Origin of the sequence: Streptomyces sp. NPDC001787 (assembly GCF_040297465.1) — a bacterium.
GTDB lineage: Bacteria > Actinomycetota > Actinomycetes > Streptomycetales > Streptomycetaceae > Streptomyces.
Map to the genome: position 1 here is coordinate 45,772 of NZ_JBEOZE010000002.1, position 25,062 is coordinate 70,833.

A 25,062-nucleotide genomic window follows, 5' to 3' on the forward strand; every position below is an offset into this window, starting at 1 on the left:
TCCGGACGAGTGAGCGAATCTGGTTCATCCGGTCACTCGGTGTCGGCCGATGCAAGCACCGTGCGGTGTGGCGGCCGGCGGATCCCCCGGAAGGCGGTGCGGGGGAATCCGCCGACGGCGCGTCAGGCCACCGTGAAGGCGTAGAAGGCCCGGTCCCGCTGGACGACGACGGTCCGTCCGGTGGCCAGGGTCCGGTACGGGGCGGTCACCGCGGCCCCCTTCGGGTCCTGCACACCAATGTCCTGGAACTTCCACAGCCGTCGCCCGTCGGCCGCGGAGAACGCGGTGACCTGGGAGGCGTCGGCGGCGATCAGGGTCTTCTCGCTGGAGCTGAGGGTGATCGCGGGGGCACTGCCACCCAGCGGCACCTCCGTCGAACGCCGCCACACGAGCCGGCCGGTCCCGCGCTGCACCGCGCCGACCTCCTGGGTGCGGTTGGTGGTGTGGAGCAGCGGCCCGGCCACCACGGGCGTGCCGTAGACCGAACCCGTACCGCCGCTCAGCCGCCACAGCGGCTTGGCGGTGTCCGACTCGAACGCCTGGAGGTCCGCGCCGACCGCGCCGTACAGCCGCCCGTCCTCGTCGCCCTGGACGCCCGCCGCCGGGGCGACGGTGCCGTACTGCTTCACCCACAGCAGCTTGCCGGTCTTCTGGTCGAACGAGCGGATGGAGCCCTTCCCCTTGGCGGCGCCGACCTCGGCGGGCGTGAGCGTCACCGCGTCCTGGCGTACGAGGAGGTCGGCGGAGCGCTCCGCGACCAGCCGGTAGACGGGGGTGCCCGGGGCCCGGCCGGCCGGGACGGCGGTGCGCCACAGCTCCTGGCGCCGCACGATGTCGTAGGCGAAGAAGTAGGCCTGGACGACCTGCTTGTCCTTGCCCGGCTTCTTGCCCTTCTTCGGCCTGGGGGCCTTCACGGTGACCGTGGTGGAGCCGGTGAACCAGACGACCGACCCGGACTGCCCGGTGATCGCGCCCATCCTCAGGTTCGGCAGGCCCGTGAACTGGTCCGCGTACCGCAGCCGGTGCTTGACCGCACCGTCCTCGGGGGACAGCCACAGGAACTCGGTCGGGCTCGCCACGAAGCAGAGATCCGCACCCGCCGCCAGGGCGGCCTGTCCCTTGGCCGCGTCCGCGCGCTGCCAGACCCGCTTCCCGGTGCGCAGGTCGATGGCGCTCGCCTGGCTCTCGCTCGTCAGCACCAGCAGCTTGTCCCGCCACACGGCGGTCGTGAGCGGTGACGACTCGGAGGCCGGGTGGGTGTAGGTCCACCGCGGTTCCGGGGCCTGCCCCGGGAGGGTGCGGCGACGGTCCGGAGCGGGCTTGTCGTCGTCGGCCGCCGCGCTGTCGTCGGACCCCAGGAGTCCCACGGCGCCCCCGCCGACGATCAGTCCGCCGGCCGCGGCGGCAGCGGTGATGAGCAGGGCCCGGCGGCTCGCGGTGGGGGACGGGGCCGGAGCCGGGGGCGGCAGCGGGAGCGACACCATCGGTGTGGCGGCGGGCGCGGGGACCCCCGGAAGGGCGGCCGGGGCGTAGGGAGCGGGGCCGCCAGGGGTGCGCTGGTACGGCGTTCCGGGGGCGGGGGCGGGGGCCTCGGCGGGCGAGAGGGCCGAGGGGGCCGTGGCCGGCACCGGGCCGCCGGACGGCCGGGGGGCGGCCGGAAGCGCGTCGGCGGGAGTTGCCGGGGCGGCGGCCGAGGACGCGGTCAGCTCGCGGGGGACGGCGAGCTGGGTCGTCGGGTGGTCGGTCCGCGCGGCGCCCGGCACGGTACCGAGGTCGCGGGTGGTTCCCCCGCTCTCCTTCCCGGCTCCGGGGGCGCCGCCCGGCGCACCGGGGGCCGGGACCGCGTCCTCGGGGGTGCCGTCCGGCCCGCCGCCGGGCGCGAGCGGCGCCGCGTCGACGGGGGCGTCCCGGGGCTCATCCGCGTTCGTTTCCGCGCCCGCGTCCCTTTCCTCGCCCGCCGGCTCCGCGCCCGCGTTCCCTTCCGCGCCCGCCGGCTCCGCGTCGAGCGGCGTATCCAGCGCCCGGACGCGCGCCTCCTGGCCGGCCACCGCCGCCACCAGCCGCTCGGGGAGCCAGCCGCCCCTGGCGAGCCCGGCCGCACCCTCCAGCGCCAGCTCCGCGGCGACCGAACCGGCGCTCGGCCGCAGGGCGGGGTCCTTCGCGAGGCAGCCGGCGATCAGTTCCCGCAACGCGTCGGGCACGGAGTCCAGTTCGGGTTCCGCGTGCGCGATCCGGCCGGCCGCCTCCTCGGGCGGACCGTCGGTGAAGGGGGTCGTGCCGGTGGCCGCGTACGCCAGCAGCAGCCCCAGTACGAAGAGGTCGGAGGGTGCGCCCGCCTCCACGCCCTCGACCTGCTCGGGCGTGAGATACCCCAGCCGGACCGAGAGCTGCTCGCCCCTCGCCTCGGCGGACGCCGCAGCCCCCAGCGGGCCGAACGCGGTGAGCCGGGGCCCGTCCTCGGCCAGCAGCACCGTTTCGGGCGCGAGCCCCTGGAGCGCGGTCCCGGTGGCGTGCACCCGGGAGAGGATCTCGGCGATGCCCGCGCCCAGTATCCGCACCGCGCGTTCGGGCAGCGGTCCGCCGAGTCCGATCGCCTCGGCGAGCGTCAGCGCGGGGACGTAACCCGCCGCCGTCCACAGGGCGTTGGGTGCCTCGGCCGTGGTGCCGGAGTCGTCGTCCGGGGTCACCCGGGTGTCCAGCGGCGGCGTCACCCAGCCGCCCGCCAGACGTTCGGCCGTGCGCGCCTCCGACTGGAAGCGGCGCCGGAAGGCCGGGACGGCGGCGAGTGCGGGCCGCGCCGCGGTGATCACGACCGGCTCGCCGTCAGCGCTCTCCCGGGCCACGTACTGCACGGCGGCGGCACCCTCGCGGAAGCGGGCCAGCACGGTGTACCGGCCCAAATGGCGTGGATCGTCCTGACGCAGCGCCTCCATGGCGCACCCCCCTCGTGACCGTCCCTCGGCACCTGACCGTCGATCTTAGGGCCTGCCCCGCGCCGGACCGCCCACGCCGCTCAGCCGCCGCTCCGGGGCTTCGTCCAGGGCCACTTGGGCGTGCGGGACTCGCGGCCCCCGGGGGCGTACTCGTACACCCAGCCGCGCTGGATGCCGAGCCGCTTCGAGTACCCGGCCGGGACCCGGCGGTACGCGTACACGGTCGGCGCCCCGCCGTCGGCGTCCGGTACCGGGACCTCGTACCACTTGGGGGGATGACCGGTCGGGCCCAGGAGGACGGGCAGCACCCTGCCGTCCAGGGGGCCGCCGGTGAAGGGGGTGTTCTCGCTTCTCACCCGCTCAGTCTGACGCAGTGGGTTCCGGCATCAGGTGCGCCGCCCCACTGACGGCGGGGACCACCAGCCCCGCGAGCCGTCCCGCCGGGCCCTCCGCGGTCTCCAGGGCCAGGAGTTCGGCCATCGCGGAGGCGGTCTCCCGGTCCGTCGCCGCGGTCGCCGCGAGCAGCGCGATCAGATGGTCGACCAGCCAGCCGCGCAGTTCGGCCGCCGGGGGCTGCTTCTCCTCGTCGAGCCAGATCAGGGAGGCGGCCTCGACGGCGGCGATCCAGGTGCGCACCATCATCCGCAGCCGGGGCCCCGCGGGGCGCAGGCCGGGGCCCTCGCCCCGGCCGAGGTGCAGCAGGATCTGCTCGGCCGCCGCCCGTCGTACGCCGTCGACGATCGCCGTCGTACGGGAGGTCTCGGCGACGCTGCCGCCCTGGAGCAGGGCGCTGAAACCCGCGTCGTGCTCGTCGACGAAGCCGAGATAGCGGTCCAGGACCCTGCTCACCCGCTCGGTGGGCGGGCCCACCGCGGGTTCCGTGAAGCAGAGCTTCAGCTCGTCCGCGGCGGACCGGAGGGCCGCCTCGTACAACTGCTGGCGCCCGCCGGGGAAGTAGCGGTAGACGAGCGGCCGGGAGACACCGGCGAGAGCCGCCACCTCGTCCAGCGAGACCTCGTCGGGTGCCCGGTGCGCGAAGAGGCTGAGCGCCGCGCCGAGGAGCTGGGTGCGGCGCTCCTCGACGCTGAGCCTGCGGTACGCACGGGGCGGCGGGGCCGCGGCGGTGGAGGTCATGGCCCGAAGCCTAACGGCCCCGTCCCGGCCGGGACGGGGGCTCAAGCCAGCAGGCCGGAGCGCTTCCACAGCCGGCGGCCGACCCCGTTCAGGACGCCGATGTCGTCGAAGAAGTCCGTCAGCCGCTTCGCGCCCGACTGCATGACCTCCGTGCGGTGGCCGCTCGCCTTCACCTGGGCGACGGCCTCGCGGCGGTCCAGGCCGACGTTGTCGTACACCTGCGGGTTGATGAAGCAGATGGAGAAGACCCGGGCGGCCTCCCCGCAGCTGACCCGGGTGAGTTCACGCTCCCAGCGCGGGGCGGTCACCATCTGGCGGCGCAGCTCCTCGCGGGCGTACCGGACGTGCCGGGCCTCCTCGACCACATGGATACGGGTCACCCCGCGCACCAGGGTCTGGACCCGCTCGTCCGGGAAGGTCAGCCGCTGCATCCAGTCGAGGATCTCCTCGCCGAGCAGGGTCGCGGCGAACGAACCGGGCGTGGTGGACACCGTCTTCAGGACCCGCGCCAGATTGTGGTAGACCCGCGGGACCGGGTACGTGGGCGCGCCGCCCCAGTCGATCATGCGGCCGAACATGATGGAGTGCCGGCACTCGTCCGCGATCTCGGTGAGCGCGTAACGGACATGGTTGCTGGTCACCGGCTTGTCGTAGACGTGCCGCACCAGCAGCTGCATGAGGATGATCTCGAACCAGATGCCGAGCGAGGAGAGCGCGGCAGCCTCGTGCCGGGCCAGGTCCATCCGCTGCTCCTCGGACATCCTGTCCCACAGCGGGGTGTCGTAGAGCGAGACCAGCTCCGGCGGCCAGAACCACTTGCCCTCCTCGACGGCGGAGTCCCAGTCGAGTTCGGTCTCGGGGTCGAAGGAGTGCTTGGCGGAGGATTCGAGCAGCCGCACGGCAATCTGCTCGCGGTCGCGGAGCGGGCCCAGCGCGTCGCGGAGCACCCGCGCCTCGCGGTCGGTCACGGTCGTCATGGCGGGGGCACCTCACAGATGGGTTACCGGCGGTCACCTCTTATGAGACTACCTGTCAGCAAGGCGGTCAATCCCTTGCGCACGACTTGTTGACCCGGCGTCTACCAACGTGTGAACCTGCCGGGGGAACAGTCGGTGAACGTACCCCCGGGGTATTCAACTGACGCCGGAGCCACGGAACTTATCGAGTCAAGCGAGGCGAAGGAGCCGTCCGTGTCGACACACGACCTCTACACCACCGCCCCCGAAGAGCCGCTGTGGCAGGTCCCGGCCACGGGGGCCGCCCGGTTCAGCTGGGACTACGACGACGGCCGTGAGCGCCTTCTCGCCCTCTACCAGAAGGGCAAGGACAAGCAGTGGGACGGCAACAAGCGGATCGACTGGTCCCAGGAGGTCGACCCCGCCGACCCGCTGGGCACCCCGGACGAGGCCCTCACGCTGTACGGCACCCCGCACTGGGCGAAGATGACCGACCGGGACCGCGGTGAGCTGCGCAAGCACTACACCTCCTGGCAGTTCAGCCAGTTCCTGCACGGCGAGCAGGGCGCGATGATCTGCGCGGCGCGGATCGTGGAGTCCGTACCCGACCTGGACGCCAAGTTCTACTCCGCCACCCAGACCATGGACGAGGCCCGGCACGCGGAGATATACGGCCGGTTCCTGCACGAGAAGATCGGGATGCTCTACCCGGTCAACAACAACCTCCAGGGTCTGCTCGGCGACACCCTGCGCGACTCCCGCTGGGACATGCCCTACCTCGGCATGCAGGTCCTCATAGAGGGGCTGGCCCTCGCCGCGTTCGGGATGATCCGCGACACCACGACCAAGCCGCTGCCCAAGCAGATCCTCGCGTACGTCATGCAGGACGAGGCCCGGCACGTCGCCTTCGGGCGGATGGCGCTGCGCGACTACTACAAGCAGCTGAGCGACGCCGAACTGCGCGAGCGCGAGGAGTTCGTCATCGAGGGCTGCTACCTGATGCGCGACCGGCTCAGCGGTGTCGAGGTCCTGGAGAACTTCGGCATAGGCAAGCAGGAGGCCAAGGAGCTGTCCGAACACTCCGAGTACCTCCAGCTCTTCCGCAAGCTGCTGTTCAGCCGGATAGTGCCGTGCGTCAAGGACATCGGACTGTGGGGACCCAGGCTCCAGAAGGCGTACGTCGACATGGGCGTCCTCGAACTCGGCGACTCCAGCCTGGACCTCCTCATGGCCCAGGACGAGGAGATCGCCGAACAGCTGGACCGGGACCGCTTCGCGGCGGAGGAGCGGGACAGGGTCGCCGAGGTCGCGGACGCGATAGCGCAGGGCGGTGTCCTGTCAGGAGCCTCCGGCGACTGAGCCGGCGAACGCGGCCACCTCCACCGTCGGTTCCGGCGACGGCACCGGTGGCCGCTACGGGCTCGGCGGGCGCGGTGGGCTCGGTGGGTTCGGCCGACGCTGCGGGCGCGGTGGGTTCGGCGAGGGCGCGGACCCGGACGGAGCCGGCGCACCTTCCGGGTTCCTCCGCCGGGTTTCCCGGCCGGTTCGTCGGCCGGTTCGCCGGCCGCTTCCTCGGCCTGTCCGACCGCCGGTTGCTCTCGACCTGATACCGATCAGGTACCTGTCGAAATTCCGTTCGCAAACGTGACGTAACTTGAACGCATGACCACGCCGCCTCAGCCGCCGCAGGGCCCGTACGGGCCGCCCCAGCCTCAGCAGAATCCGTACGGCCAGCCGGCCGCCCCCGGGCCCTACCCGCAACAGCAGCAGCCCTACGGCTACCCCCAGGCGCCCCCGCCCCCGCCCCAGCAGGGCGGTTGGGGCCAGCCGGGCATACCCGGCGGCCAGCCCCAGATGCCAGGTCAGCCCCCGCTGCCCGGTCAGCCCCAGATGGGCGGATGGCCGCCGCAGGGCCCGCAGCCGCCGCGCAGGAAGCGCACGGGTCTGATCGTCGGGATCGTGGCCGGTGCGGTCGTGGCCGCCGGCGGGGTCGCCTTCGGCGTCTCCCAGTTGGCCGACAAGGGCGCCGACGCCGTGTTCCCGGAGGCCGAGTACCGGCTCGTCGTGTCCAAGAAGCTGCTGGACGAGGAATTCACCCTGGCCAACGACATGTCGAAGACCGAGGGCAAGGAGATCGAGGACACCCCCGACCCCAGCGTCCGGGACGGCAAGGCGATCATCGCTCAGTACACCGCGGACGGCGGCAGCGCCCTCGTGCTCTCCGGGATGTACGGGCGGCTCGCCAGCCCCGACTTCATGCGCGGCAAGATCATGGAGGGAGCGGCGGAGGCGGACGGCGCGACGCTCGTCGTACCCGCGAAGAAGGTCACTCCCGAGGGGTACGACACCACGATCGAGTGCCAGGTCGTGCAGTCGAAGGAGAGCGGCGGCACCGCCAACATCCCGATGTGCGCCTGGGGTGACGACAACACCGCGGCGATGGTCGCGGTGATCAGGCCCGAGAACGTGCTGAAGGACGCCAAGTCCATCGACCTGAAGCAGGCCGCCGAGGAGACCGCCAAGGTCCGCGACGAGACGCGCAAGCCGCTCGGCTGATCAGGGGCCGCCCGCGGGCGGGGGCCCGGCCCGCCGGTCCGCGGCCCGGGGCCGCCTGCGGGGACGTGCCGCGGGCCCCTCCCTCCGGCTCATGGCCGCACGGGAGGAAGGACGGCCTCCATCGCGCGGGCCGCGCCCAGCAGTTCCCGGTCCGCGCCCCGGTCCGCCACCAGTTGGAGACCCACCGGGCAGCCGTCCGGGGTGAATCCGGCGGGCAGGCTCGCCGCCGGATGGCCGCTCAGATTGAACGCCCAGGTCAGCGCCGTGGAGTAGAGGTCACCCGGCCCCTCGTGCCCGTGCGGCCGGTTCGGGGTGGCCGGGGTCAGCAGCAATGGCGTACGGGTGAGGAGCGCGGCCAGCCTGCGGTCGTTCTCGCGCCGGACGGCCAGGGCGTCCGCCATGGCGCGCGGGTCCGCCGGGCCCCGCGCGGCACCGGCCGCCCCGCCCCGTATCGCGAGCCACGCCGAAGCCGGGTCGAGCAGGGCGCAGCCACCGTCCAGCAGCCGTACCACTCCGGCCGAGACGAGCCGGTCCACCGCACCCCGGACGACCTCCGCGACCTCCGGGTCCACGTCCGCGTACCCGAGATCGGGGCTGTAGACGGCGGTCAGCGGCAGTTCGGGGGGCGCGGGGGGCGTGGACGCCGCGGGCCGCGGGCCGTCGTCGAGCACATGGCGCAGATACCGTTCCGCCCCGGCCGCCGACCGGGCGAGCACCCCCGCCGCCGCCAGTCCGGAGCGGTCGGGCGAGGGGAGCAGGCCGTTCGTCGTCTTCAGCCCGAACACCCCGCACCAGGCCGCCGGGATGCGCACCGACCCCGCCCCGTCGCTGCCCGTCGCCAGCTCCACCAGGTCCGCCGCGACCGCGACCGCCGAACCGGCCGAGGACCCGCCCGGGGTGCGGTCGGCCCGCCACGGGTTGACCGTGCGTCCGTACCGGCCCTGCCCCCAGGTCTGCCAGACCGTGCCGGGGCCCGGCACGGAGGTCGAGCCGACCGGGACACCGCCCGCCGCGATCAGCCGACGGGCCGCGTACGAGCGGAGACCGGCCGGCCCCTTCACCGCGAACGGCAGCCCGGCCAGGGGGAGCCGGCGGGCCTCCGGTTCGCGGGCGAGTGCCTCCTCGTGCCAGACCTCGGTGAACGCGCGCAGGCGGGGGTCCAGCCGGTCGATCCGCTCCAGCGCCCGCGCCACCGCCGATACATGAGTCATGGGGCGAGTGTCCCGGGCCGCCGGTCCGGCCGTCGAGAGCCTTCCGCACCGGCCGGGCGGCCGGCACGGAGCGCCCCCGTCGGCCCGCCCGGATCACGTTGGGCCCGCCCGGATCACGGGGCCCGCCCGGGTCACGGGCCGACCGCCCCCTCACCCGTCGAGTGCCGCCTCCATCACGGCCCGTGCGATGGGCGCCGCGCTGCCGCCGCCGCTGATGTCCGCCCGGTCGGCGGAGGCGTCCTCGACGACCACCGCGACCGCGACCGCCGGACGTCCCGAGTCCGGAGCCTGCGCCCAGGAGATGAACCAGGCGTACGGCGTACCGGAGTTGTCGATGCCGTGCTGGGCGGTGCCGGTCTTGCCGCCGACCCGTACCCCGTCGATCGCCGCGTTCGACCCGGTGCCGTTCTCCACCACGTCGACCATCATCCGCTGGAGCTGGACGGCCGTGGACGGGTTCATGGCCTGGTGGTACGAGCGTGAGCCCTGCTGCCGGACGGTGTCGCCGTCATGGGTGGTCGTACGGTCCACGAGATGCGGATACCTCAGGTCGCCGCCGTTCGCCACGGCGGAGGCGACCATCGCCATCTGAAGCGGGGTCGCGGTCGTGTCGAACTGCCCGATCGAGGACAGCGCCAGCTGGTCGTCGCTCATGTCCGTGTCGAAGTTGCTCCTCGCGACCCCGGACGGGATCCGCAGGCCGTCGTCGTTGAAGCCGAACCTGCCCACCGCCTCCAGCATCCCGTCGAGCCCCACTTCGACGCCGAGGTGCGCCATGACGGTGTTGCAGGAGACCCGGATCGCCTCGGCCAGCGACGCCTTGGCGCAGCCGCGCGCCTCGTCGGGCAGGGTGGTCGTGGTGCCGGGCAGGACGTACGGCGACGGGGTGTCGGTGGCGGCGTCCGGGTCGGTCACCACCCGGGAGTCCAGCGCCGCCGCGGCTGTCACGATCTTGAACGCGGAACCCGGCGGATAGGTCTGCCGGATGGCCCGGTTGAGCATCGGACGGCTCTTGACGGCGTTGAGCCGCGTCCACGCCTCGGTCACCCCGGCCCCGGTGCCCGACAGCCGCTCGGGGTCGTACGAAGGGGTCGAGACCAGCGCCAGGATGCGGCCGGTCGAGGGCTCGACGGCGGCGACGGCGCCCCGCCGGCCGCTCAGCCCCTCGTACGCGGCGCGCTGCGTCGAGTCCTTGATGGTGGTGACGACATCGCCGCCCGGCTGCCGGCTGCGGGTGATCTCGTTCCACAGGGGGAGCGGGGCGAGCAGCGGGTCGGTGCCGGACAGAATGCCGTCCTCGGCGTTCTCCAGGAGGGTGGTGCCGTACGTCTGCGAGGCGTAGCCGGTGACCGGTGCGTACAGGGGGCCGTGCAGGTAGGTGCGTTCGTACGCGAGCTGTTCGCCGGTGTCCTCGGAGCCGGTGACGGCCCGCTCGCCGACCAGGATGTTGCCGCGCGCCTGGTCGTAGCGGTCGATGGTGTTGCGGCGGTTGGCGGGGTTGTCGTTCAGCTCGTCGGCCTCGAAGACCTGGACCCGGGCGGCGTTCAGCAGGAGCGCCACGAGCAGCAGCAGACAGAAGGCGGCGGCCCGCCGGATGTAGCGGATCACCGTTCGTCCTCCAGGATCGGGGCGATGACACCGGTCTCGACCTGACCGGGGCCGGGTCTGCGGGCCAGGTCGCTGACCCGGATCAGCAGCGCGACGATGATCCAGTTGGTGACGACGGACGAACCGCCCTGGGCCAGGAACGGCATGGCCATGCCGGTCAGCGGGATCAGCCCCATCACCCCGCCCGCGATCACGAAGACCTGAAGGGCCAGGATCGAGGCGAGCCCGATGGAGAGCAGCCGCCCGAACGGGTCGCGCAGCGCGAGTCCGGCCCGGTAGCCCCGGGCGACGAGCAGGGCGTACAGGAGGAAGACGGCGGTCAGCCCGGTCAGGCCCAGTTCCTCGCCCGCGGTCGCCAGGATGAAGTCGGACTTGGCGGCGAAGCCGATCAGGATGGAGTGGCCGAGCCCCAGTCCGGTACCGAGCATGCCGCCCGCGGCGAAGGCGAACAGCGACTGGGCGAGCTGGTTGGGCCCCTGGCCGGCGTCGATCGAGGCGAACGGGTCGAGCCAGTCCTGCACCCGGCTGTGCACATGCGGTTCGAAGGAGCCGACGACGAAGGCGCCGACCGCGGCGAGCAGCAGTCCGACGGCGATCCAGCCGGTCCGGCCGGTCGCCACGTACAGCATGATGACGAAGAGTCCGAAGAAGAGCAGCGAGGTGCCGAGGTCGCGCTCCAGGACCAGGACCCCGACGCTGAGCAGCCAGATCGCCACGATGGGGCCGAGCACCCGGCCGGTGGGCAGCTGGAGCTTCCAGACCCTGCGGCCGGTGTACGCCAGCGCGTTGCGGTTCGCGGCGAGGTAGGCGGCGAAGAACACCGCGAGCAGGATCTTGGCGAACTCGCCCGGCTGGAAGGAGAGCCCGCCGACCCTGATCCAGATCCTGGCCCCGTTCACGGCGGGGAAGAAGATCGGCACGATCATCAGCACCAGCGCGGTGGCGACGGAGAGGTACGCGTAGCGCTGGAGCACCCGGTGGTCGCGCAGGAGGACCACGACGGCGATGAACAGCGCGACTCCGAGCGTGGACCAGATCAGCTGCGTCGGCGCCGCCTGGTCCTTGGGGGTCTCCAGGTCGAGCCGGTAGATCAGCACCAGGCCCAGACCGTTGAGCAGGACGGCGATCGGCAGCACCAGCGGATCGGCGTACGGGGCACGTAGGCGGACCGCGAGATGGGCCAGCAGCGCGAGCAGACCGAGTCCGGCGCCGTACCCGGCGACATCGGGAGGTACCGCGCCGTTCCTGGCGAGGCCCACGGCGGCGTAGCCGAAGACGGAGATGAGGACGGCCCCGACGAGGAGCGAGAGCTCCACCCCGCGCCGCTTGGGCAGGCGTAGTTCGGGCGGGGGAGCGTCCGCCGTCATTGCGGTCATGCCACGCAACGTAGCAAGAGGTGTGCGGTATTTCCCTTATGCGGTGAACTTCGCGGACGCGGCCCGGGGGAGCGGAGGGAGCACGAGGGGAGGGGCCCGGGGAGCGGAGGGAGCGCGAAGGAAGGGGCCCGGGGGCAGGGGGGAAGGAGGGGCAGGGGAGCCAGGGGTGTGCGGCGGGTGCGGGGCCGGGCTGTGTCCGCGCTAGGGCCGGCGCCCGTCGGGTCCCGGGGCCGGGCCGGCGGTTCCCGGTTCCGGCTCCTCGTCGGACGCCACGTACTCCGGCAGCGTCAGCCGCGCCACCGCCCCGCCGTCCTCCGCGTTGCCGAAGACCAGTTCCGCGCCGATGACCCGTGCCTGGCCCACGGCGATGGTCAGCCCGAGCCCGTGGCCCCTCCCGCCGCCGTCCGTCCGGAACCGCTGAGGCCCGGTCTCCAGCAGATACGCGGGGAACCCGCCGCCGTGGTCCCGTACGGTCACCACCGGTCCCTCGACGGTCACGACCACCGGCGGGCCGCCGTGCCGGTGCGCGTTGGCGACCAGATTGCCGATCACCCGCTCCAGCCGCCGCCGGTCCGTCTCGACCCGGGCCGCCCCGGTGATCCTGACCCCGGTGTCCGTGCCGGACGCCCGCACCACTCGTTCCACGACCGGCGCCAGCTCGTGGACCGCGGGATCTGTCTGCTCGGTCCGGGCGTCGAGCCGGGAGATCTCCAGCAGGTCCTCGGTCAGCGCCCGCATCGCCCGGACCCGGTCCCGGACCAGTTCGGCCGGGCGGCCGGGCGGCAGCAGTTCGGCGGCGGCCGACAGTCCGGTCAGCGGGGTGCGCAGTTCGTGCGCCACATCGGCGGTGAACCGCTGCTCGGTCTGCAGCTTGCGCTGGAGCGTGGAGGCCATGGTGTCCAGCGCCCCGGCGACGATCGCCACTTCGTCCTGGGCGCGCGCCGGGCGCGCGGTACGGGGGTCCTCGACCCGGGCGTCGAGGTCGCCCGCGCTGATCCGGCGGGCCACCCGGGCGCTCTGGTGCAGTCGCCGCGTGACCCGGCTGACGGCGAACAGTCCGACCAGCAGCGTGGCGGCGATGGCCAGCAGCGAGGAGCCGACGATCGCCCGGTCGAGGCCGCTGATCGTGTGCGCGCTCTGGCTGTAGTCGATCCAGGTGGCCAGGGCCCGGCCGTCCGCCGGGCCCGCCGCCCACATGGCCGGGGCGCCCGCGTCGTCGGTGACCAGCGTGCCCTGCTCGCCGCCCACGGCCAGGGCGCGCAGCGAGGCGGGCAGACCGGCCGGATCGATCCCGGAGCCCCGGGGGAGCGGCTCACCGGCCTCGTACGCCCTGGTGACCTCCTCCAGCCGGTCCAGGGCCTTCTCGCGGGCGTGGCCGACCGTCTGACGGGTCACCGCCGAGTGCACGAGGACACCGAGCAGGGCGGCGAGGGTGCAGCACATCACGGTGAGGAAGACCGCGGACTTCCAGGTCAGGGTCGCGGTCCAGGCGGGGGCGCGGGGTCTGCGCCGTCTCATCGCTGCCCCGCCGCGATACCGGGGGCGGCGGCGGACGGGGAACCCGACGGGGAAGCGGCCGGGGGCGCGGGCGGGGCGGCCGACGGGGAGGCGGAGGGGAGGACGGAGGGCGCGGGCGCCGGGATCCGCTGCCGCGGCATGCGCAGGATCTCGTCCCGGGCGGGCAGCATGGCGTGCTGCTGCTCGTCCCAGGTCCAGGCCGTGCGGTACTCGTACCCGATGATCGCCGAGGGCGCCCGCATGATGAGGTCCCGGCCCGCGATCTGCACGCTGATCACCGCGTCCGAGGTGGACATGATCCGGGTCAGCCCGCCCCCGTCGGGCATGTAGACCCGTACGGCGAGCTGACGGTCGGGCAGGGTGATGCCCAGCACGAGTTCGTCCCTGCCGTCACCGGTCAGATCGCGGAAGTACGGGGCGAGGACGGGGCAGGCGGCGGGCTTCCCGGAGCAGTCGGCCAACTGCGCGACGGTCTTCGCGGGGAGCTCGTCGGTGCCGCTGTCCCGGTCGGGCCGGGCCTTCAGCCCGGCCCGCACCACGGCCACCGGGTCCAGCGCGCGCACATCGCCGCCGGGGACCCGGATGCCGGGGATACGGGCGGTCTCGCCCTCCCCGTAGTCGTACGGGGCGGCGGAGGCGGCGGGCAGATCCGGCCAGAGCCGGGAGGGCTCGACGGCGGACGGCGTGCGCCCGGCGCTCACCAGCCCCCCGGCGGAGCCGCAGCCGGTGAGCAGCGCGAGCGCCGCGCCGGCCGCCGCGGCGGCGCGGGCCGCCGCCGGAGCACGGCGCGTGCCCACGGGAGCTCGTTGCGGGCGCACGGCTCGGCCTCCTCTTCGACGACAGGGGCCTACACCCTAATCGGAAGCGAGCGCGTAACGCCTGTTTGGTGCCGCTATGGGATGCTCTGGTGCTGTCCGTCCGGCTGGCCCGCGTCGGTGCCGCCCGGCGGACGTCAGCGCTGGTACGGGTTCTGTCCGGGCGGCGCGTACCCCGGCTGCTGCGGAGCCTGGCCGTAGGGGTTGCCGTCCGGCCCGGCGTGCTGCTGGGCGAGCAGCGCGTCCGCCTGCTCCTTCGGGATCTGCTGCTCCCCGCCGCAGAAGGTGCACTGCGTCGCGTACTTCGTCGAGAACGGGAACAGCGGCACGAAGAACAGCGTGAACTTCGTGACGCGCTTGCGCAGCGTGTGCGCGGCCGGATTGCCGCACCAGCCGCACACCATCGTCAGGATGGCCAACTGGTACAGATAGCCCCGCGTACCGAAAATGATCATTCCGTGTTCCCTTTCCCCGTCTTTCCGTGGAGCGCACGCCGGCACAGGGCCAGCAGCTTCTCGTCCTCGTACGTGTCGTGGCTGCCGTACCCGCCGTCCATGGCGTTGTGACGGCGTACGGAGGCGAGCTCGGCCCGCAGCACGTGCGCTGCCTGCGACCCTGCACCAGCGGGCCCCATCCGCGCCAGGACTTCCGCCACCCGGACTCTGACGTGACGGTTCTTCTCCCACGCGGCAAGGAGCACGGGAACGCTCTCCGCGGCCCGTCCCGACACCTCCCAGAGGGCGATCGCGGCGTCCACCCGCAGCCACAGCTCGTCGTGCGCCAGGAGCGCGCGCAGCCGGGGCGCGACCACCGCCGCCCGCGGCCCGAGCCCGCCCAGCGCGGACGCCGCCGTGCGCCGGTCGTGCACATGCTCCGCGCGCAGCCCCTCGATCAGCACCGGAAGCACGGCGTCGGCATCCCCGGCGACCGCCCACAGCGCCTCGGCCGCCTCCGTGGCCGCGGCCGTCCCCGGCCGCCGGATCAGGGCCCGCAGCTCCGGTACGGCGCACTGCGCCGCCGGTCCGAACGAGCCGAGCGCCCGCAGTGCCGCCGTACGCAGCCACTCGCCCCGGTACTCCGGCGCCCCGCGCAGCACCCGCAGCACCTCGGGCGCCGCCTCGCCCGCCCGCAGCCCGGTCAGTCCGGCCAGCAGCGGGCTCGCGCGGTCGTACGCCCCCTCGTCGAGGCTCACCTCCCCGAGCCTGCGCCGCAGCGCGCCCGCGAGCGGCGCGGCGGCGGCCCCGAGGTGGCCGATGGCGTACCCCACGTCGTGCGGCACCTCGGACCGCTCCAGCGCCGCCGCCAGCGCGGGCACGGCACGGGCGTCGCCGAGCCGGGCCAGCGCCTTCACGGTGGAGCCGAGCCCGGGGGGCCCGCTGGCCCACGCCTTGACCCAGGCGCCGGGGTCGGCGGCCAGCCGGGCCGCGAGGGCGTCCGCGGCGGGGGCGGCCAGACCGAAGAGCTCCTCAAGGACGTGCGAGGCGGCGTCCGCCAGCCGGGGCTCCGGGTCCGCGAGCTGTTCGCCGATCAGCCGGACGAGACCGTCGTACGAGCCGCGCCAGGCCCGTATCAGCCCACCGCTCATCCGTACGGCGTCGACGCGCTGCCAGCGGTCGGGGCTGCGCAGCTGGTCGGCGAGCAGGGCGGTCCGGTCGTCCACCCGGTCGTCGAGCCCTACGTGCAGGGTGCGCAGCAGGTCGGCGGCCCAGGGGGTGCTGCGCCCGGCGCTCTCCTCGGCGGACAGGGCGCGCAGCTGACCCACCCTGGTCGGACCCGCGCTCTGCTCCGCCACGGGTGCGCCGGCGCCCGCGCCGGTCCCGGACTCGGGCTCGGGGCCGGCCTCCGGTCCGGTATCGGGCGCGGCCTCCGCCGCGGCGTCGGCCTGCGGTGCCGCCCCGGCCTCCGGGTCGGGCGGGGTGGCGGGTGCGAGCCCGGCCCCGGTCGCGGAGGCCGCCCCGACATCGGCCTTCTCCGGCTTCTCCGCCGGTTCGGCCCTCTCCGCCCGCTCCGGCTTCTCCGCCGTCCCGTTGCGGTACGTCCCCGTCGTGGAACGCAGCTCGCCCAGGAGCCCCGAGACCACCGGGACCACATCGCCGGGCAGCACATCCGGGGCGCACCGCGCCAGCTGGGCCAGCGCCGCGAGGCGCAGCCCCGGCGCGTACGCCTGTGCCGCCAGGAGGCTCAGCCAGTCCGCCACCCGGCCGGCCAGGGGGCGGTGCCGCAGGGCCACCCGCCCGGCCGCCTCGACGAGCGCCAGCCGTACCTCCTCGTCGGCCTCCACCGGCAGCCGCTCCCGCAGCAGCGCGAGCACCCGGACGGGGTGGCGGTGCAGCGTGGCGAGGGCCAGCGGGGCCGCGAGCCGTACCCCGGGGTCCTCGTCGGCGATCAGCTCGAAGAACACCCCGGCACCGGCGGTGACGGCCGCCGCCGCCATCGCGTAGTTCGCGGCGCCCTCGATCTCGTCCTCATCGATCTCGTCCTCGTCGTCCTCGTCCAGATCGAAGCCGCCGATGCTGGTGAGCAGTTCGACCACGCTGCCCCGGTCCTGCACGCCCGGGTCCACGGCGAGCTCGAACAGGAACGGAATGCACGCGAGCGTGCAGGCGTAGACATCGCCCTGGTGGTGAACGGCTCCGTACATCCCGTCGAGCGCCATCTCGCGCTCCGCCGGATCGGCCGAGGCGAGCCCCCGAAGAAGTCCGGGCACATCGTCGGCCGGCCCGTAGGCATGCTCCATCGAAGCCCAGTCGACCTCGTCGATCCCCGCGAACACGCCATCCCCTCCCCACGATTACGGCAGCGTCCGAAAAGCATGCGCCCTCGGGCACATTCGTCCGGCGTATTCGACCGGCACAGCCTTCCGGCACACTCTTCCGCACGCCCCGAAGAAGCGTCTGGGCAGAGTGTGCACCACGGCCCGGACAATCCACCCTCCACTTGCGGCCTTTCCTCAGGCCGTGACCAGGTCATGACGGCTCCATGACCGGACCGCCGGGCGGACCCCTTCCCCACCGCTTCAGCGGCCCCCCTGTTCCCGTTCCCCGGGCAGCGGACGCGCCGCTTCCGGATCGATCAGCGGGGCGAGCAGATCCCCGTACCGGTCCAGCCGCGCCGCCATGTCCCCGGCCAGGAACACCAGCTCACCGGGTTCCCGGCAGTCCTCGATCTCGTCCCAGGTGACGGGTGCGGAGACGGTGGGCTCCGTCCTGGCGCGGAGGGTGTAGGGCGTGGCGGTCGTCTTCGCGGCGGCGTTCTGACTGAAGTCGACAAATACCTTTCCCGGCCTCAGGGCGCGGGTCATCCGGTGCACGACCAACTCCGGCAGGGCGCTCGCGGCCTCCACTGCCAGCCCCTTCGCGTACGCCGACACCTGGCCGGAAGGGGTGGGCTCCAGCGGCACGAGCAGATGCAGCCCCTTGGCGCCGGATGTCTTGCCGTACGGGAGGAGGCCGTCGGCGGCCAGCCGTTCCCGCAGCCAGAGCGCCACCGCGCAGCACTCCACGATGCTCGCGGGAGCCCCGGGATCCAGATCGAGGACCATCCGGTCGGCGGTCCCCGGCGCGTCCGTGCGCCACTGCGGGGTGTGGAACTCCACCACCAGGTTCGCCGCCCACACCAGTGAGGACAGGTCCTGGACGAGCACCTGCCGGGCGCTCTGCCCCTCGTGGCGGGGCACGGCGGCGGTGCGCACCCAGGCGGGCGTACCGGGCGGCGGATTCTTGGTGAAGAAGAGCTGGCCGCCCGGCCCGTCCGGAAAGCGCAGGAAGGACACCGGCCGGTCGCGCAGATGCGGGAGCAGCGCCCCGGCCGCCGTGGCCGCGTAGTAGTGCAGCACCTCGCCCTTGGTGGTCCCGGTGGCCGGGTACAGCACCTTGTCGAGATTGCTGAGCGCCAGGCGCCGCCCCTCCACCTCGGTGATCGGCGTCATACGATAAGAATCACACGAAAACGGGTCTAGGTGATCCTTACGGGCAAAAGGGGTGAACGGTGAGGTCCATATGGAACGGCGCGATCTCCTTCGGGCTGGTCAGCATCCCCATCAAGCTGGTGAACGCCACCGAGAGCCATTCGATCTCCTTCCGGCAGATCCACCTCGCCGACGGTGGCCGGATCCGGTACCGCAAGGTGTGCGAGCTGGACGAGGAGGAGGTGACGGCCGCCGAGATCGGCAAGGCGTACGAGGACGCCGACGGCTCGATGATCCCGATCACCGATGAGGACCTCGCCTCCCTTCCGCTGCCCACGGCCAAGACGATCGAGATCGTCGCCTTCGTGCCCGCCGAGGAGATCGACCCGCTCCAGATGGACGCGGCGTACTACCTCTCCGCCAACGGGGTCCCGGCCGCCAAGCCCTACACCCTGCTGCGCGAGGCCCTGAAGCGCAGCCGGAAGGTCGCCGTGGCCAAGTACGCGCTGCGCGGGCGCGAACGCCTCGGCATGCTGCGGGTGGTCGACGACGTGATCGCGATGCACGGCCTGCTCTGGCCCGACGAGATCCGCGCCCCCGACGGTGTGGCCCCGGAGACGGACGTCACGGTCCGTGACGCGGAACTCGACCTGGCGGACGCGCTGATGGCGACCCTCGGTGAGGTCGACATGGACACGCTCCACGACGACTACCGCGAGGCCGTCGAGGAGCTGATCGCAGCCAAGGCCTCCGGCGAGACGATGGAACCGGCGGCGACGGAGTCCGGCGGAGGCAAGGTCATCGACCTGATCGCGGCGCTGGAGAGCAGCGTCCGCGCGGCGAAGGAGTCCCGGGGCGAGGACGGCATGGCGGAGGTCCACCCCATCCGCGGGACGGCGGGGAGGACGGGCGGCAAGGCCACGGCGAAGGCCGCGGACGGAACCACCGGGAGGACCAAAGCCGAACCCACCGACGGGACCAGCGGCAAAACCAGCGGCAGAACCACCGGCGGGACCAGCGGCAGGGCGCCGCGGAAGACGTCGCACCGCACCCCGACCGGCAAGACGGTGTCACGCTCGGGCGGCGGCACATCCTCCTCCACCGCGAAGAAGGCGGCCCCCAAGGGCACCGGGGCGAAGAAGTCCACGGCGACGGCCGAGAAGACGGCCGCGCGGTCATCGACGAAGAAGACCGCGGCGAAGAAGACGGCGTCCGGCGGCCGGAGCACCGCGAAGAAGACGGCCCGGTCCTCCTCCGGGAAGCGCGCCTCGGCCTGAGCCGCAGCCCCGGCGCCGCCCCCGATCCCGGCCCCCGGCCCAGGGTGACCGCTGTCGTACCGCCCCCGTACGCTACGGCCCATGAGCGCAGTGGCCCCTTCGGAACGGGTGATCGACGGCCGCTTCACGCTGGTGGAGCGGCTCGGCAGCGGCGGCATGGGAATGGTCTGGCGGGCCCATGACCTCGCGCTGCACCGCGACGTCGCGCTCAAGGAGGTCCGCCCCCCGGACCCCACCCTGGCCGAGTACGACCCGGAGGCCGCCCGCACGCTGCGCTCCCGGGTCCTGCGCGAGGCCCGCGCGCTCGCCCGCCTCGACCATCCCAACGTGGTCACCGTCCACCACATCGTCGACCCCGGCGAGGACGGCTACCCATGGATCGTCATGGAACTGGTGCCCGGAGCATCCCTCCAAGAGCGCCTCGCCCGGGGGCCCATGGAGCCGGCCGAGGCAGCCGAACTCGGCCGCGGCATCCTCTCCGCCCTGCGCGCCGCCCACGCGGCGGGCATCCACCACCGCGACGTCAAGCCCGCCAACGTCCTGCTCCGCGCCGACGGCCGCCCGGTCCTCACCGACTTCGGCATCGCCGCGATCCGCGAGTCCACCAGCCTGACGATGACCGGCGCCCTCATCGGCTCACCCGACTACATCGCACCCGAACGCATCCGGGGCACCGAGGGCGACCCCTCCTCCGACCTCTGGTCGCTCGGCATGCTGCTGTACGTCGCGGTGGAGGGCCACCATCCGCTGCGCAAGGCCACCACCCTCGCCACACTGGCGGCCGTGCTCGACGAGGAGGTGCCGCCGCCGGTCAGGGCGGGCGTGCTCACCCCCGTCCTGACCGCGCTGCTGACCAGGGACATTCCCGCCCGCCCGGACGCCGACGAGCTGGACAGGATGCTGGCGGCCGCGGCGGCCGGAACGTCCCCGGCCCCCTCGCCCACGCCGGCCCCCTCGCCCGCGCCCGCGGCGCCGTCCGCCGCGGCTCCCGCCGCCCCGCCCACCCTTCCGCTGAGCCCGGCCGGCCGCACGCCGGGGCCGGGCTTCCACACCCCGTCGGGCACCCCCGCGGACCGCATACCGTCCGCGCCCGCCACCGGGCCCGCCCCGGCGGACGCCCCCGTCCCACCGGCCGCGCCATCCGTCCCGTTCGCCGTGACGGGCCCGCCGCGCAACCCCTACGCCCCGGGGCCGCTGACGCCGGCCGACCGCGAACGTCAGCGCAGGCTCCGCCGCCGGTTCCGCGTGATCGCGGGCGCCGCCTCCGTCGCGACCACCGCGGTGGCGGGAGGCGTCCTGGTCTGGGTGCTGTCCATGCCCGACTCGCCCGAGGACGGGGACGACGGCCGGCCGACAGCGGTCGCGAGCTCCCTGTCCGGCGCCCGGGGCACCAAGCCCACCCCGAGGACGTCCACCGCGCGGGAGATCCCCGCCGAGCAGACCGACCTGCTGACCCCGAAGGGGGTCCGGGAGGCCATCAAGGGGCTGAAGCCGCTCATGGGCGGCACGAAGGTCACCGACTTCACCCTCTACGACGAGCACGCCTCGGCCAAGGCACCCCTCACGTCCAACTCCACGCTGTACGACCAGTTCAGCTACCGGGACGGCGAGGCCAGCAACGACGACATGGGCGGCACGCTCTCCTCCGGCGACACCGCCGTCGACTTGCTCTCCGTCGACTGGGACGCGCTGCCCGACCTGCTGCGCACGGCCGACAAGACCCTCAACATCCCCGCCCCGGACAGTCATTACGTCATCGTGGACCCGTCGTCCCCCTTCCACGACGACCAGCCGGTCCTGCGCGTCTATGTCTCCGACAAATACGGCGGCGCCTTCCTCACCGCGCACCTCGACGGACGGGTCATCGAGAAGAACCCGCGCCGCAAGGGCTGACGCGTCCGCCCCGTCAGCGGCGCGGAGCCGACACGGGACTGAACGGATCGGGCAAGGTCGGAAGATCGAGCCCCAGCGGGTTCCGCTCGATGACATACGTGCAGCTCGTGTACGAATAACCGGGCTGGACGGTGGACCCCGAGGTGTAGCTGTCCACGGCCGCGGTCGCTCCCGAGCCGTGCTTGTACAGGAAGTGGTACTTGCCCGCGGGGAGTTGGAGCCGTGCCTTGGGGTACTTCTTCCCGCTCGCCCGGCAGGCCCGCGCCGACCCGGCGGAGGCGCTGTAGCGCTCGCAGCTTCCGCAGGCCTTGAGCTTGACGGTGCCCGTCACCGGGCCGGTGTAGAGCACCTCGACGGCGTTCGGCGCGTCATTGCTGATGACGAGCTCCATCCGGGCGCCGCCCGGCTTGCGGGACGGCGGCAGCCGCTTGCCCGCCGAGGGCCGGTCGTCGGCGATCTCCGCGGCGATGGCGATGTTCCGTGCCCGCCCCACCCGCTTGTCGTCCTTGTACGTACGGGCGAACCCGCTCAGCGTCTTTCGTGCCTCGGTGAACCTCGCGTCCTCGAACTCATCCACCCCACAGGCGTACACCCCGTCCCGGACACCCCGGTCGGCGTCGGCGCCCAGCGCCGACACGCTCTTCTCCGGCAGCCCGGAGGCCGCGGCGCCCAGGCTGCGCAGCACCTCGGTGGCCGCGCACGGCTCGGCCCCCTTCAGCGCCGCAACCTGCTCCTCGATCCTTCCGGATATCGCCGGTCCCACCTGCTTCGCCGACGCGGATCCGGGGAACGTGCGCAGCAGCTCGCCCAGTTCGGTGCCGCCACCGCCCAGGCCTCCGAGCCTGGAGACACCGCACGCGTACAGCGACTCGGCGAGCGGCTCGTCGGGCCAGCGGGCCAGATCACCGAGCAGCCTCGCGTCGATGGAGCCGGGGAGCGTCCGCAGATACGTCAACGGCTCGACGGCCGGGCAGTACCGCTCGTCCCGGTACGGCGCGGAGACGGACTCGTAGTACGCCTTCAGCCGGGCCGGGACCAGCTTTCCGGCCCGTGAGCCGCCGTGCTCCTCACCCAGCTCGCGATAGACGGCGAGCGCCGACCGGTAGTCCGCCCGCGCGCTGCCGAACGGCAGCCCCGACGCCACCCGGACCGCCTCGTCCCCGCTCTCCAGCCGGTCGAGCAGCATCCGCTCGACGGCCTCGTCGCGCTCGGAGTCGTAGACCATGACGCCGCCCACCGGAACGGCCAGCAGCACCACACCCAGACCGGCCGCCAGCACCGGCCGCCAGGACCCGGCCACGGCCGAACGCCGGGCGGTCCGCGCGCCGTCCGCGACGGCGGCGGCCAGCACCACGAGGCAGCCGGCGAGCACCCAGTCCGGCACCCCGTCGGGATCGGCGGGCAGCGCCGCCAGCAGCAGCGCCCCGGCCGCCGCCCAGCACAGCGCGGCCCGCAACCAGCTGCGCATCAGGACATATCCGAGGCCGAGCCCGCTCAGATTGAGCAGCCCGACAGCCATGGAACGCACGAGCGAACCGGGCGGCGGCGGCCCGATCGTGGGCGGACGAAGAGGCGGCGGCGGAACGGACGACAGCACCTCGGACTCCTGCCCCGGCCCGTCACCCGCCGCCCCGCTCCCGGCACCACCGCCGGGTCCGCCACCCGCTCCGCTGCCGGGTCCCATGAACCGATCGCCGGACTCCATAACGGTCCCCCCACCGTCGAGCCACACAAAGTCCCCGTGAATCTGCCCGGTTCCGTCACCCTTCACGCACGCTCCGGGCACGATTCGCGTGCGGCTTCGTGGTCTCGTGCGCGGCGGGCATGAGAAAGGCCCTCCAATCCGGCGTGATGCCTGATTGAAGGGCCTATTCGGCACTTCCTGCGAAGTGCCCCCGGCAGGATTCGAACCTGCGCACCCGGCTCCGGAGGCCGATGCTCTATCCCCTGAGCTACGGGGGCGAATCGCGGTGTTGCTCTGCGACGGGTGAAACACTACCAGCTTCCGCGGGGTGTCCGTGAACAGGTATTTCCGGTGCGCGAAACGGGCGCGACGCGGGTGCGGGGCGGGTGCGGGGCGTGCGTGAGGCGCGCCCGCGTTGTGCGCGCGGCGCGCGAGACGTGCACGACGTGCGGTTTCCGACCCGGCGCGGGTCCGCGTGCGCTGTGTTCCGCCGGTCGCTACCGCGTGTTCCGGCCACGGCCGGGGGCCCGGTCGGCGGAGCGCTTCGCCACCCTTCCGGGGACGGAAGTGGTCAAAACCCGGACGCAGCCCCTCCGGCCGACCTACCCTCAAAGCGTGTCAGGGGCGTACGGCCGCGTGCTTGTTGTCGACGACAACAAGGTCATCCGGCAGTTGATCAGGGTCAATCTCGAGCTGGAGGGCTTCGAGGTCGTGACCGCGGCTGATGGTGTCGAGTGTCTGGATCTGGTGCACCAGGTCTGCCCGGACGCGATCACGCTCGATGTCGTGATGCCCCGGCTCGACGGCCTGCGGACCGCCGCGCGGCTGCGGGCCGATCCGCGGACGAGCCATCTGCCCGTCGCGATCATCAGCGCCTGCACGCAGTACGAGGTGGACGCGGGGGTCTCGGCCGGAGTCGATGTCTTCCTGGCGAAGCCGTTCGAACCGAGCGAGCTGGTGCGGATCGTGCACCGGCTGGTGAGCCGGGAGGACCCGCCGCCGCTGGACGGGCGGCGCGGCGTGGGGCGGGCGGGGAGCGCCGCCGGCTGACCGGATGGCGAAACCGGGTCGCGAAGTGCCCCCCTGTCTCCCATACGCTTGTCCCGTGACCCCCGCCGACCTCTCCCGGACCGTGCTGCACGCCGTGCGCCGCGCGGTCGACGAGGATGCGCTGCGCGCGCCCGTGCCCGCGCGCGTGCGGGTGGAGAGGACCCGGCCCGGCGGCAGCGGTGACTACGCCTGCGCCGTCGCGCTCCAGCTCGCCCGGCCCGCCGCGCTGCCGGCGCTGGAGGTGGCGCGGATCCTGCGGGACCGGGTCGCCGCCGAGCCCGGGATCGGGCGGGTGGACATCACCGGGCCCGGGTTCCTGAGTTTCACCCTCGACGCCGGTACCGACGCCGACACGCGCCGCGCCCTGGTGCACGAGGTGCTGGAGCGGGGCCCGCGCTACGGCTACGGCGACGCGCTCCGCGCGGAGGTGCTCCAGCTCCGGTACCCGCGTGAGGTGCGGGCGGCCGTCAGCGCCCACGCGGTACGCGCGCTGCTCCGCTCGCAGGGCGCCCGGGTGCGGACCAGCTGCGACGAGGCGCCCGACCCCGACTGGGCGCGGCTCGGAGTCACCGTCGACGCCCACGGGGTTCCGCCCGCCCCGCTCACCGCCGTACGGCCGGTTCCCGCCGGAGCGGAGGCGGGGGAGCTGCTGGAGCGGCTCGGGCCCGACGCCGTCCGGTGGGGGCTGCTGCGGCCCGCCGGGCACGACCGGGCGCCGCTCGGTGACGACCTGCTCGTACAGAGCGCGGACAACGCGCTCTTCCTGGTGCGGTACGCCCACTCCCGGGCCCGTGCCCTCACGCGCGGCGCGGCGCTCCTCGGCTTCGGCGGCGCGTACGAGGCGAACACCGACGCCCGCCACCCCGCCGCCCACGCCCTGTCCGGCCTTCTCGCCGACCACCCCGGTGTCCTGCTCGCCGCCGCCCGCCACCGCGCTCCGGACCGGCTCGCCCGGCACCTCGAAGCCGTGGCCCACGCCTTCTTCGACTTCCACGACTCCCATCCGCCGCTCCCCGCCGGCGACGAGAAACCCTCGGCCGCCCATCGCTCCCGGCTGGCCCTCGCCGAAGCCGCCGGGACGGTGCTGGCAGGCGGCCTGTCCCTGCTCGGTGTCAGCGCGCCCGAACACCTCTGAGAGACCCGA

19 protein-coding genes and 1 tRNA gene are annotated in these 25,062 nt (G+C 73.6%); 6 read left to right on the plus strand and 14 right to left on the minus strand.

Annotation, left to right across the window (positions count from 1 at the left end; translation table 11 throughout):
• Nucleotides 1–122: 122 nt before the first annotated feature.
• The 4 genes from ABT170_RS02900 to ABT170_RS02915 form a co-directional block, all read right to left on the minus strand.
• Entirely contained in the window at nucleotides 123–2,933 is a 2,811-nt protein-coding gene (locus ABT170_RS02900) for an outer membrane protein assembly factor BamB family protein (protein WP_351863637.1), read from the minus strand.
• An 80-nt stretch (nucleotides 2,934–3,013) separates the two neighbouring features.
• Complete coding sequence (locus tag ABT170_RS02905; protein ID WP_329946054.1) at nucleotides 3,014–3,289, minus strand: DUF8847 domain-containing protein; 276 nt, start codon at nucleotides 3,287–3,289, stop codon at nucleotides 3,014–3,016.
• Nucleotides 3,290–3,293: 4 nt separating this feature from the next.
• On the minus strand, nucleotides 3,294–4,067 hold the full coding sequence (locus ABT170_RS02910; RefSeq protein ID WP_329946053.1) for a TetR/AcrR family transcriptional regulator: 774 nt from the start codon (nucleotides 4,065–4,067) through the stop codon (nucleotides 3,294–3,296).
• Between the two features lie 41 nt (nucleotides 4,068–4,108).
• Nucleotides 4,109–5,044: an AurF N-oxygenase family protein gene (locus ABT170_RS02915; RefSeq protein ID WP_266923820.1), complete on the minus strand. Its 936-nt coding sequence runs from the start codon at nucleotides 5,042–5,044 to the stop codon at nucleotides 4,109–4,111.
• 213 nt (nucleotides 5,045–5,257) lie between these two features.
• On the opposite strand from ABT170_RS02915, the gene ABT170_RS02920 reads away from it, so the two are divergent.
• Both ABT170_RS02920 and ABT170_RS02925 read left to right on the plus strand, forming a co-directional pair.
• Entirely contained in the window at nucleotides 5,258–6,382 is a 1,125-nt protein-coding gene (locus tag ABT170_RS02920) for a ferritin-like domain-containing protein (protein ID WP_351863640.1), read from the plus strand.
• A 303-nt stretch (nucleotides 6,383–6,685) separates the two neighbouring features.
• Nucleotides 6,686–7,579, plus strand: coding sequence for a hypothetical protein (locus ABT170_RS02925; RefSeq protein ID WP_329946051.1), 894 nt, complete (start codon nucleotides 6,686–6,688; stop codon nucleotides 7,577–7,579).
• Between the two features lie 89 nt (nucleotides 7,580–7,668).
• On the opposite strand, the gene ABT170_RS02930 is transcribed toward ABT170_RS02925, so the two are convergent.
• The 8 genes from ABT170_RS02930 to ligD form a co-directional block, all read right to left on the minus strand.
• Nucleotides 7,669–8,790, minus strand: coding sequence for an amidase family protein (locus tag ABT170_RS02930; RefSeq protein ID WP_351863642.1), 1,122 nt, complete (start codon nucleotides 8,788–8,790; stop codon nucleotides 7,669–7,671).
• A gap of 150 nt (nucleotides 8,791–8,940) precedes the next feature.
• Nucleotides 8,941–10,398, minus strand: coding sequence for a penicillin-binding transpeptidase domain-containing protein (locus ABT170_RS02935; RefSeq protein ID WP_329946049.1), 1,458 nt, complete (start codon nucleotides 10,396–10,398; stop codon nucleotides 8,941–8,943).
• Nucleotides 10,395–11,774 (minus strand): FtsW/RodA/SpoVE family cell cycle protein, encoded by a 1,380-nt coding sequence (locus tag ABT170_RS02940; protein WP_329946048.1) that lies wholly within the window; start codon nucleotides 11,772–11,774, stop codon nucleotides 10,395–10,397. The genes ABT170_RS02935 and ABT170_RS02940 overlap by 4 nt, the downstream gene beginning before the upstream one ends.
• A 201-nt stretch (nucleotides 11,775–11,975) precedes the next feature.
• Complete coding sequence (locus ABT170_RS02945) at nucleotides 11,976–13,292, minus strand: ATP-binding protein (RefSeq protein ID WP_329946047.1); 1,317 nt, start codon at nucleotides 13,290–13,292, stop codon at nucleotides 11,976–11,978.
• On the minus strand, nucleotides 13,289–14,089 hold the full coding sequence (locus ABT170_RS02950) for a hypothetical protein (RefSeq protein ID WP_329946046.1): 801 nt from the start codon (nucleotides 14,087–14,089) through the stop codon (nucleotides 13,289–13,291). Before ABT170_RS02950 ends, ABT170_RS02945 begins: the two co-directional genes overlap by 4 nt.
• 155 nt (nucleotides 14,090–14,244) lie before the next feature.
• Nucleotides 14,245–14,562 carry a zinc ribbon domain-containing protein gene (locus ABT170_RS02955; RefSeq protein WP_266923835.1) on the minus strand — a complete coding sequence of 106 codons (318 nt, stop codon included), beginning with the start codon at nucleotides 14,560–14,562 and terminating at the stop codon, nucleotides 14,245–14,247.
• The gene (locus ABT170_RS02960) at nucleotides 14,559–16,880 is read right to left on the minus strand and encodes a HEAT repeat domain-containing protein (protein WP_351863645.1); all 2,322 of its coding nucleotides are present in this window, start codon (nucleotides 16,878–16,880) and stop codon (nucleotides 14,559–14,561) included. The genes ABT170_RS02955 and ABT170_RS02960 overlap by 4 nt, the downstream gene beginning before the upstream one ends.
• Before the next feature lie 243 nt (nucleotides 16,881–17,123).
• The gene (gene ligD, locus ABT170_RS02965; RefSeq protein WP_351863647.1) at nucleotides 17,124–18,035 is read right to left on the minus strand and encodes a non-homologous end-joining DNA ligase; all 912 of its coding nucleotides are present in this window, start codon (nucleotides 18,033–18,035) and stop codon (nucleotides 17,124–17,126) included.
• Between the two features lie 59 nt (nucleotides 18,036–18,094).
• On the opposite strand from ligD, the gene ku reads away from it, so the two are divergent.
• Both ku and ABT170_RS02975 read left to right on the plus strand, forming a co-directional pair.
• Nucleotides 18,095–19,291, plus strand: a complete 1,197-nt coding sequence (ku, locus tag ABT170_RS02970) for a non-homologous end joining protein Ku (protein WP_351863649.1) — start codon at nucleotides 18,095–18,097, stop codon at nucleotides 19,289–19,291.
• Nucleotides 19,292–19,372: 81 nt separating this feature from the next.
• Nucleotides 19,373–21,184 (plus strand): serine/threonine-protein kinase, encoded by a 1,812-nt coding sequence (locus ABT170_RS02975; protein WP_351863651.1) that lies wholly within the window; start codon nucleotides 19,373–19,375, stop codon nucleotides 21,182–21,184.
• 13 nt (nucleotides 21,185–21,197) lie between these two features.
• Here ABT170_RS02975 and ABT170_RS02980 read toward each other — a convergent pair whose 3' ends face one another.
• Nucleotides 21,198–22,703 carry a hypothetical protein gene (locus ABT170_RS02980; protein WP_502970466.1) on the minus strand — a complete coding sequence of 502 codons (1,506 nt, stop codon included), beginning with the start codon at nucleotides 22,701–22,703 and terminating at the stop codon, nucleotides 21,198–21,200.
• A 371-nt stretch (nucleotides 22,704–23,074) separates the two neighbouring features.
• Nucleotides 23,075–23,146: transfer RNA gene (locus ABT170_RS02985), tRNA-Arg, on the minus strand.
• A 337-nt stretch (nucleotides 23,147–23,483) separates the two neighbouring features.
• Between ABT170_RS02985 and ABT170_RS02990 the strand changes: the two genes are divergently transcribed.
• Both ABT170_RS02990 and nrtL read left to right on the plus strand, forming a co-directional pair.
• Nucleotides 23,484–23,918, plus strand: coding sequence for a response regulator (locus tag ABT170_RS02990; protein WP_351863655.1), 435 nt, complete (start codon nucleotides 23,484–23,486; stop codon nucleotides 23,916–23,918).
• Nucleotides 23,919–23,973: 55 nt separating this feature from the next.
• Nucleotides 23,974–25,053, plus strand: a complete 1,080-nt coding sequence (nrtL, locus tag ABT170_RS02995; RefSeq protein WP_351863657.1) for an ArgS-related anticodon-binding protein NrtL — start codon at nucleotides 23,974–23,976, stop codon at nucleotides 25,051–25,053.
• Nucleotides 25,054–25,062: the final 9 nt, after the last annotated feature.

Excerpts from the sequence above, each read along its gene's own strand:
- ABT170_RS02900 (WP_351863637.1), bottom strand. The coding sequence starts at position 2,933 with ATGGAGGCGCTGCGTCAGGACGATCCACGCCATTTGGGCCGGTACACC.
- ABT170_RS02910 (WP_329946053.1), bottom strand. The coding sequence starts at position 4,067 with ATGACCTCCACCGCCGCGGCCCCGCCGCCCCGTGCGTACCGCAGGCTC.
- ABT170_RS02915 (WP_266923820.1), bottom strand. The coding sequence starts at position 5,044 with ATGACGACCGTGACCGACCGCGAGGCGCGGGTGCTCCGCGACGCGCTG.
- ABT170_RS02925 (WP_329946051.1), top strand. The coding sequence starts at position 6,686 with ATGACCACGCCGCCTCAGCCGCCGCAGGGCCCGTACGGGCCGCCCCAG.
- ABT170_RS02930 (WP_351863642.1), bottom strand. The coding sequence starts at position 8,790 with ATGACTCATGTATCGGCGGTGGCGCGGGCGCTGGAGCGGATCGACCGG.
- ABT170_RS02940 (WP_329946048.1), bottom strand. The coding sequence starts at position 11,774 with ATGACCGCAATGACGGCGGACGCTCCCCCGCCCGAACTACGCCTGCCC.
- ABT170_RS02945 (WP_329946047.1), bottom strand. The coding sequence starts at position 13,292 with ATGAGACGGCGCAGACCCCGCGCCCCCGCCTGGACCGCGACCCTGACC.
- ABT170_RS02955 (WP_266923835.1), bottom strand. The coding sequence starts at position 14,562 with ATGATCATTTTCGGTACGCGGGGCTATCTGTACCAGTTGGCCATCCTG.
- ligD (WP_351863647.1), bottom strand. The coding sequence starts at position 18,035 with ATGACGCCGATCACCGAGGTGGAGGGGCGGCGCCTGGCGCTCAGCAAT.
- ABT170_RS02975 (WP_351863651.1), top strand. The coding sequence starts at position 19,373 with ATGAGCGCAGTGGCCCCTTCGGAACGGGTGATCGACGGCCGCTTCACG.
- ABT170_RS02980 (WP_502970466.1), bottom strand. The coding sequence starts at position 22,703 with ATGGCTGTCGGGCTGCTCAATCTGAGCGGGCTCGGCCTCGGATATGTC.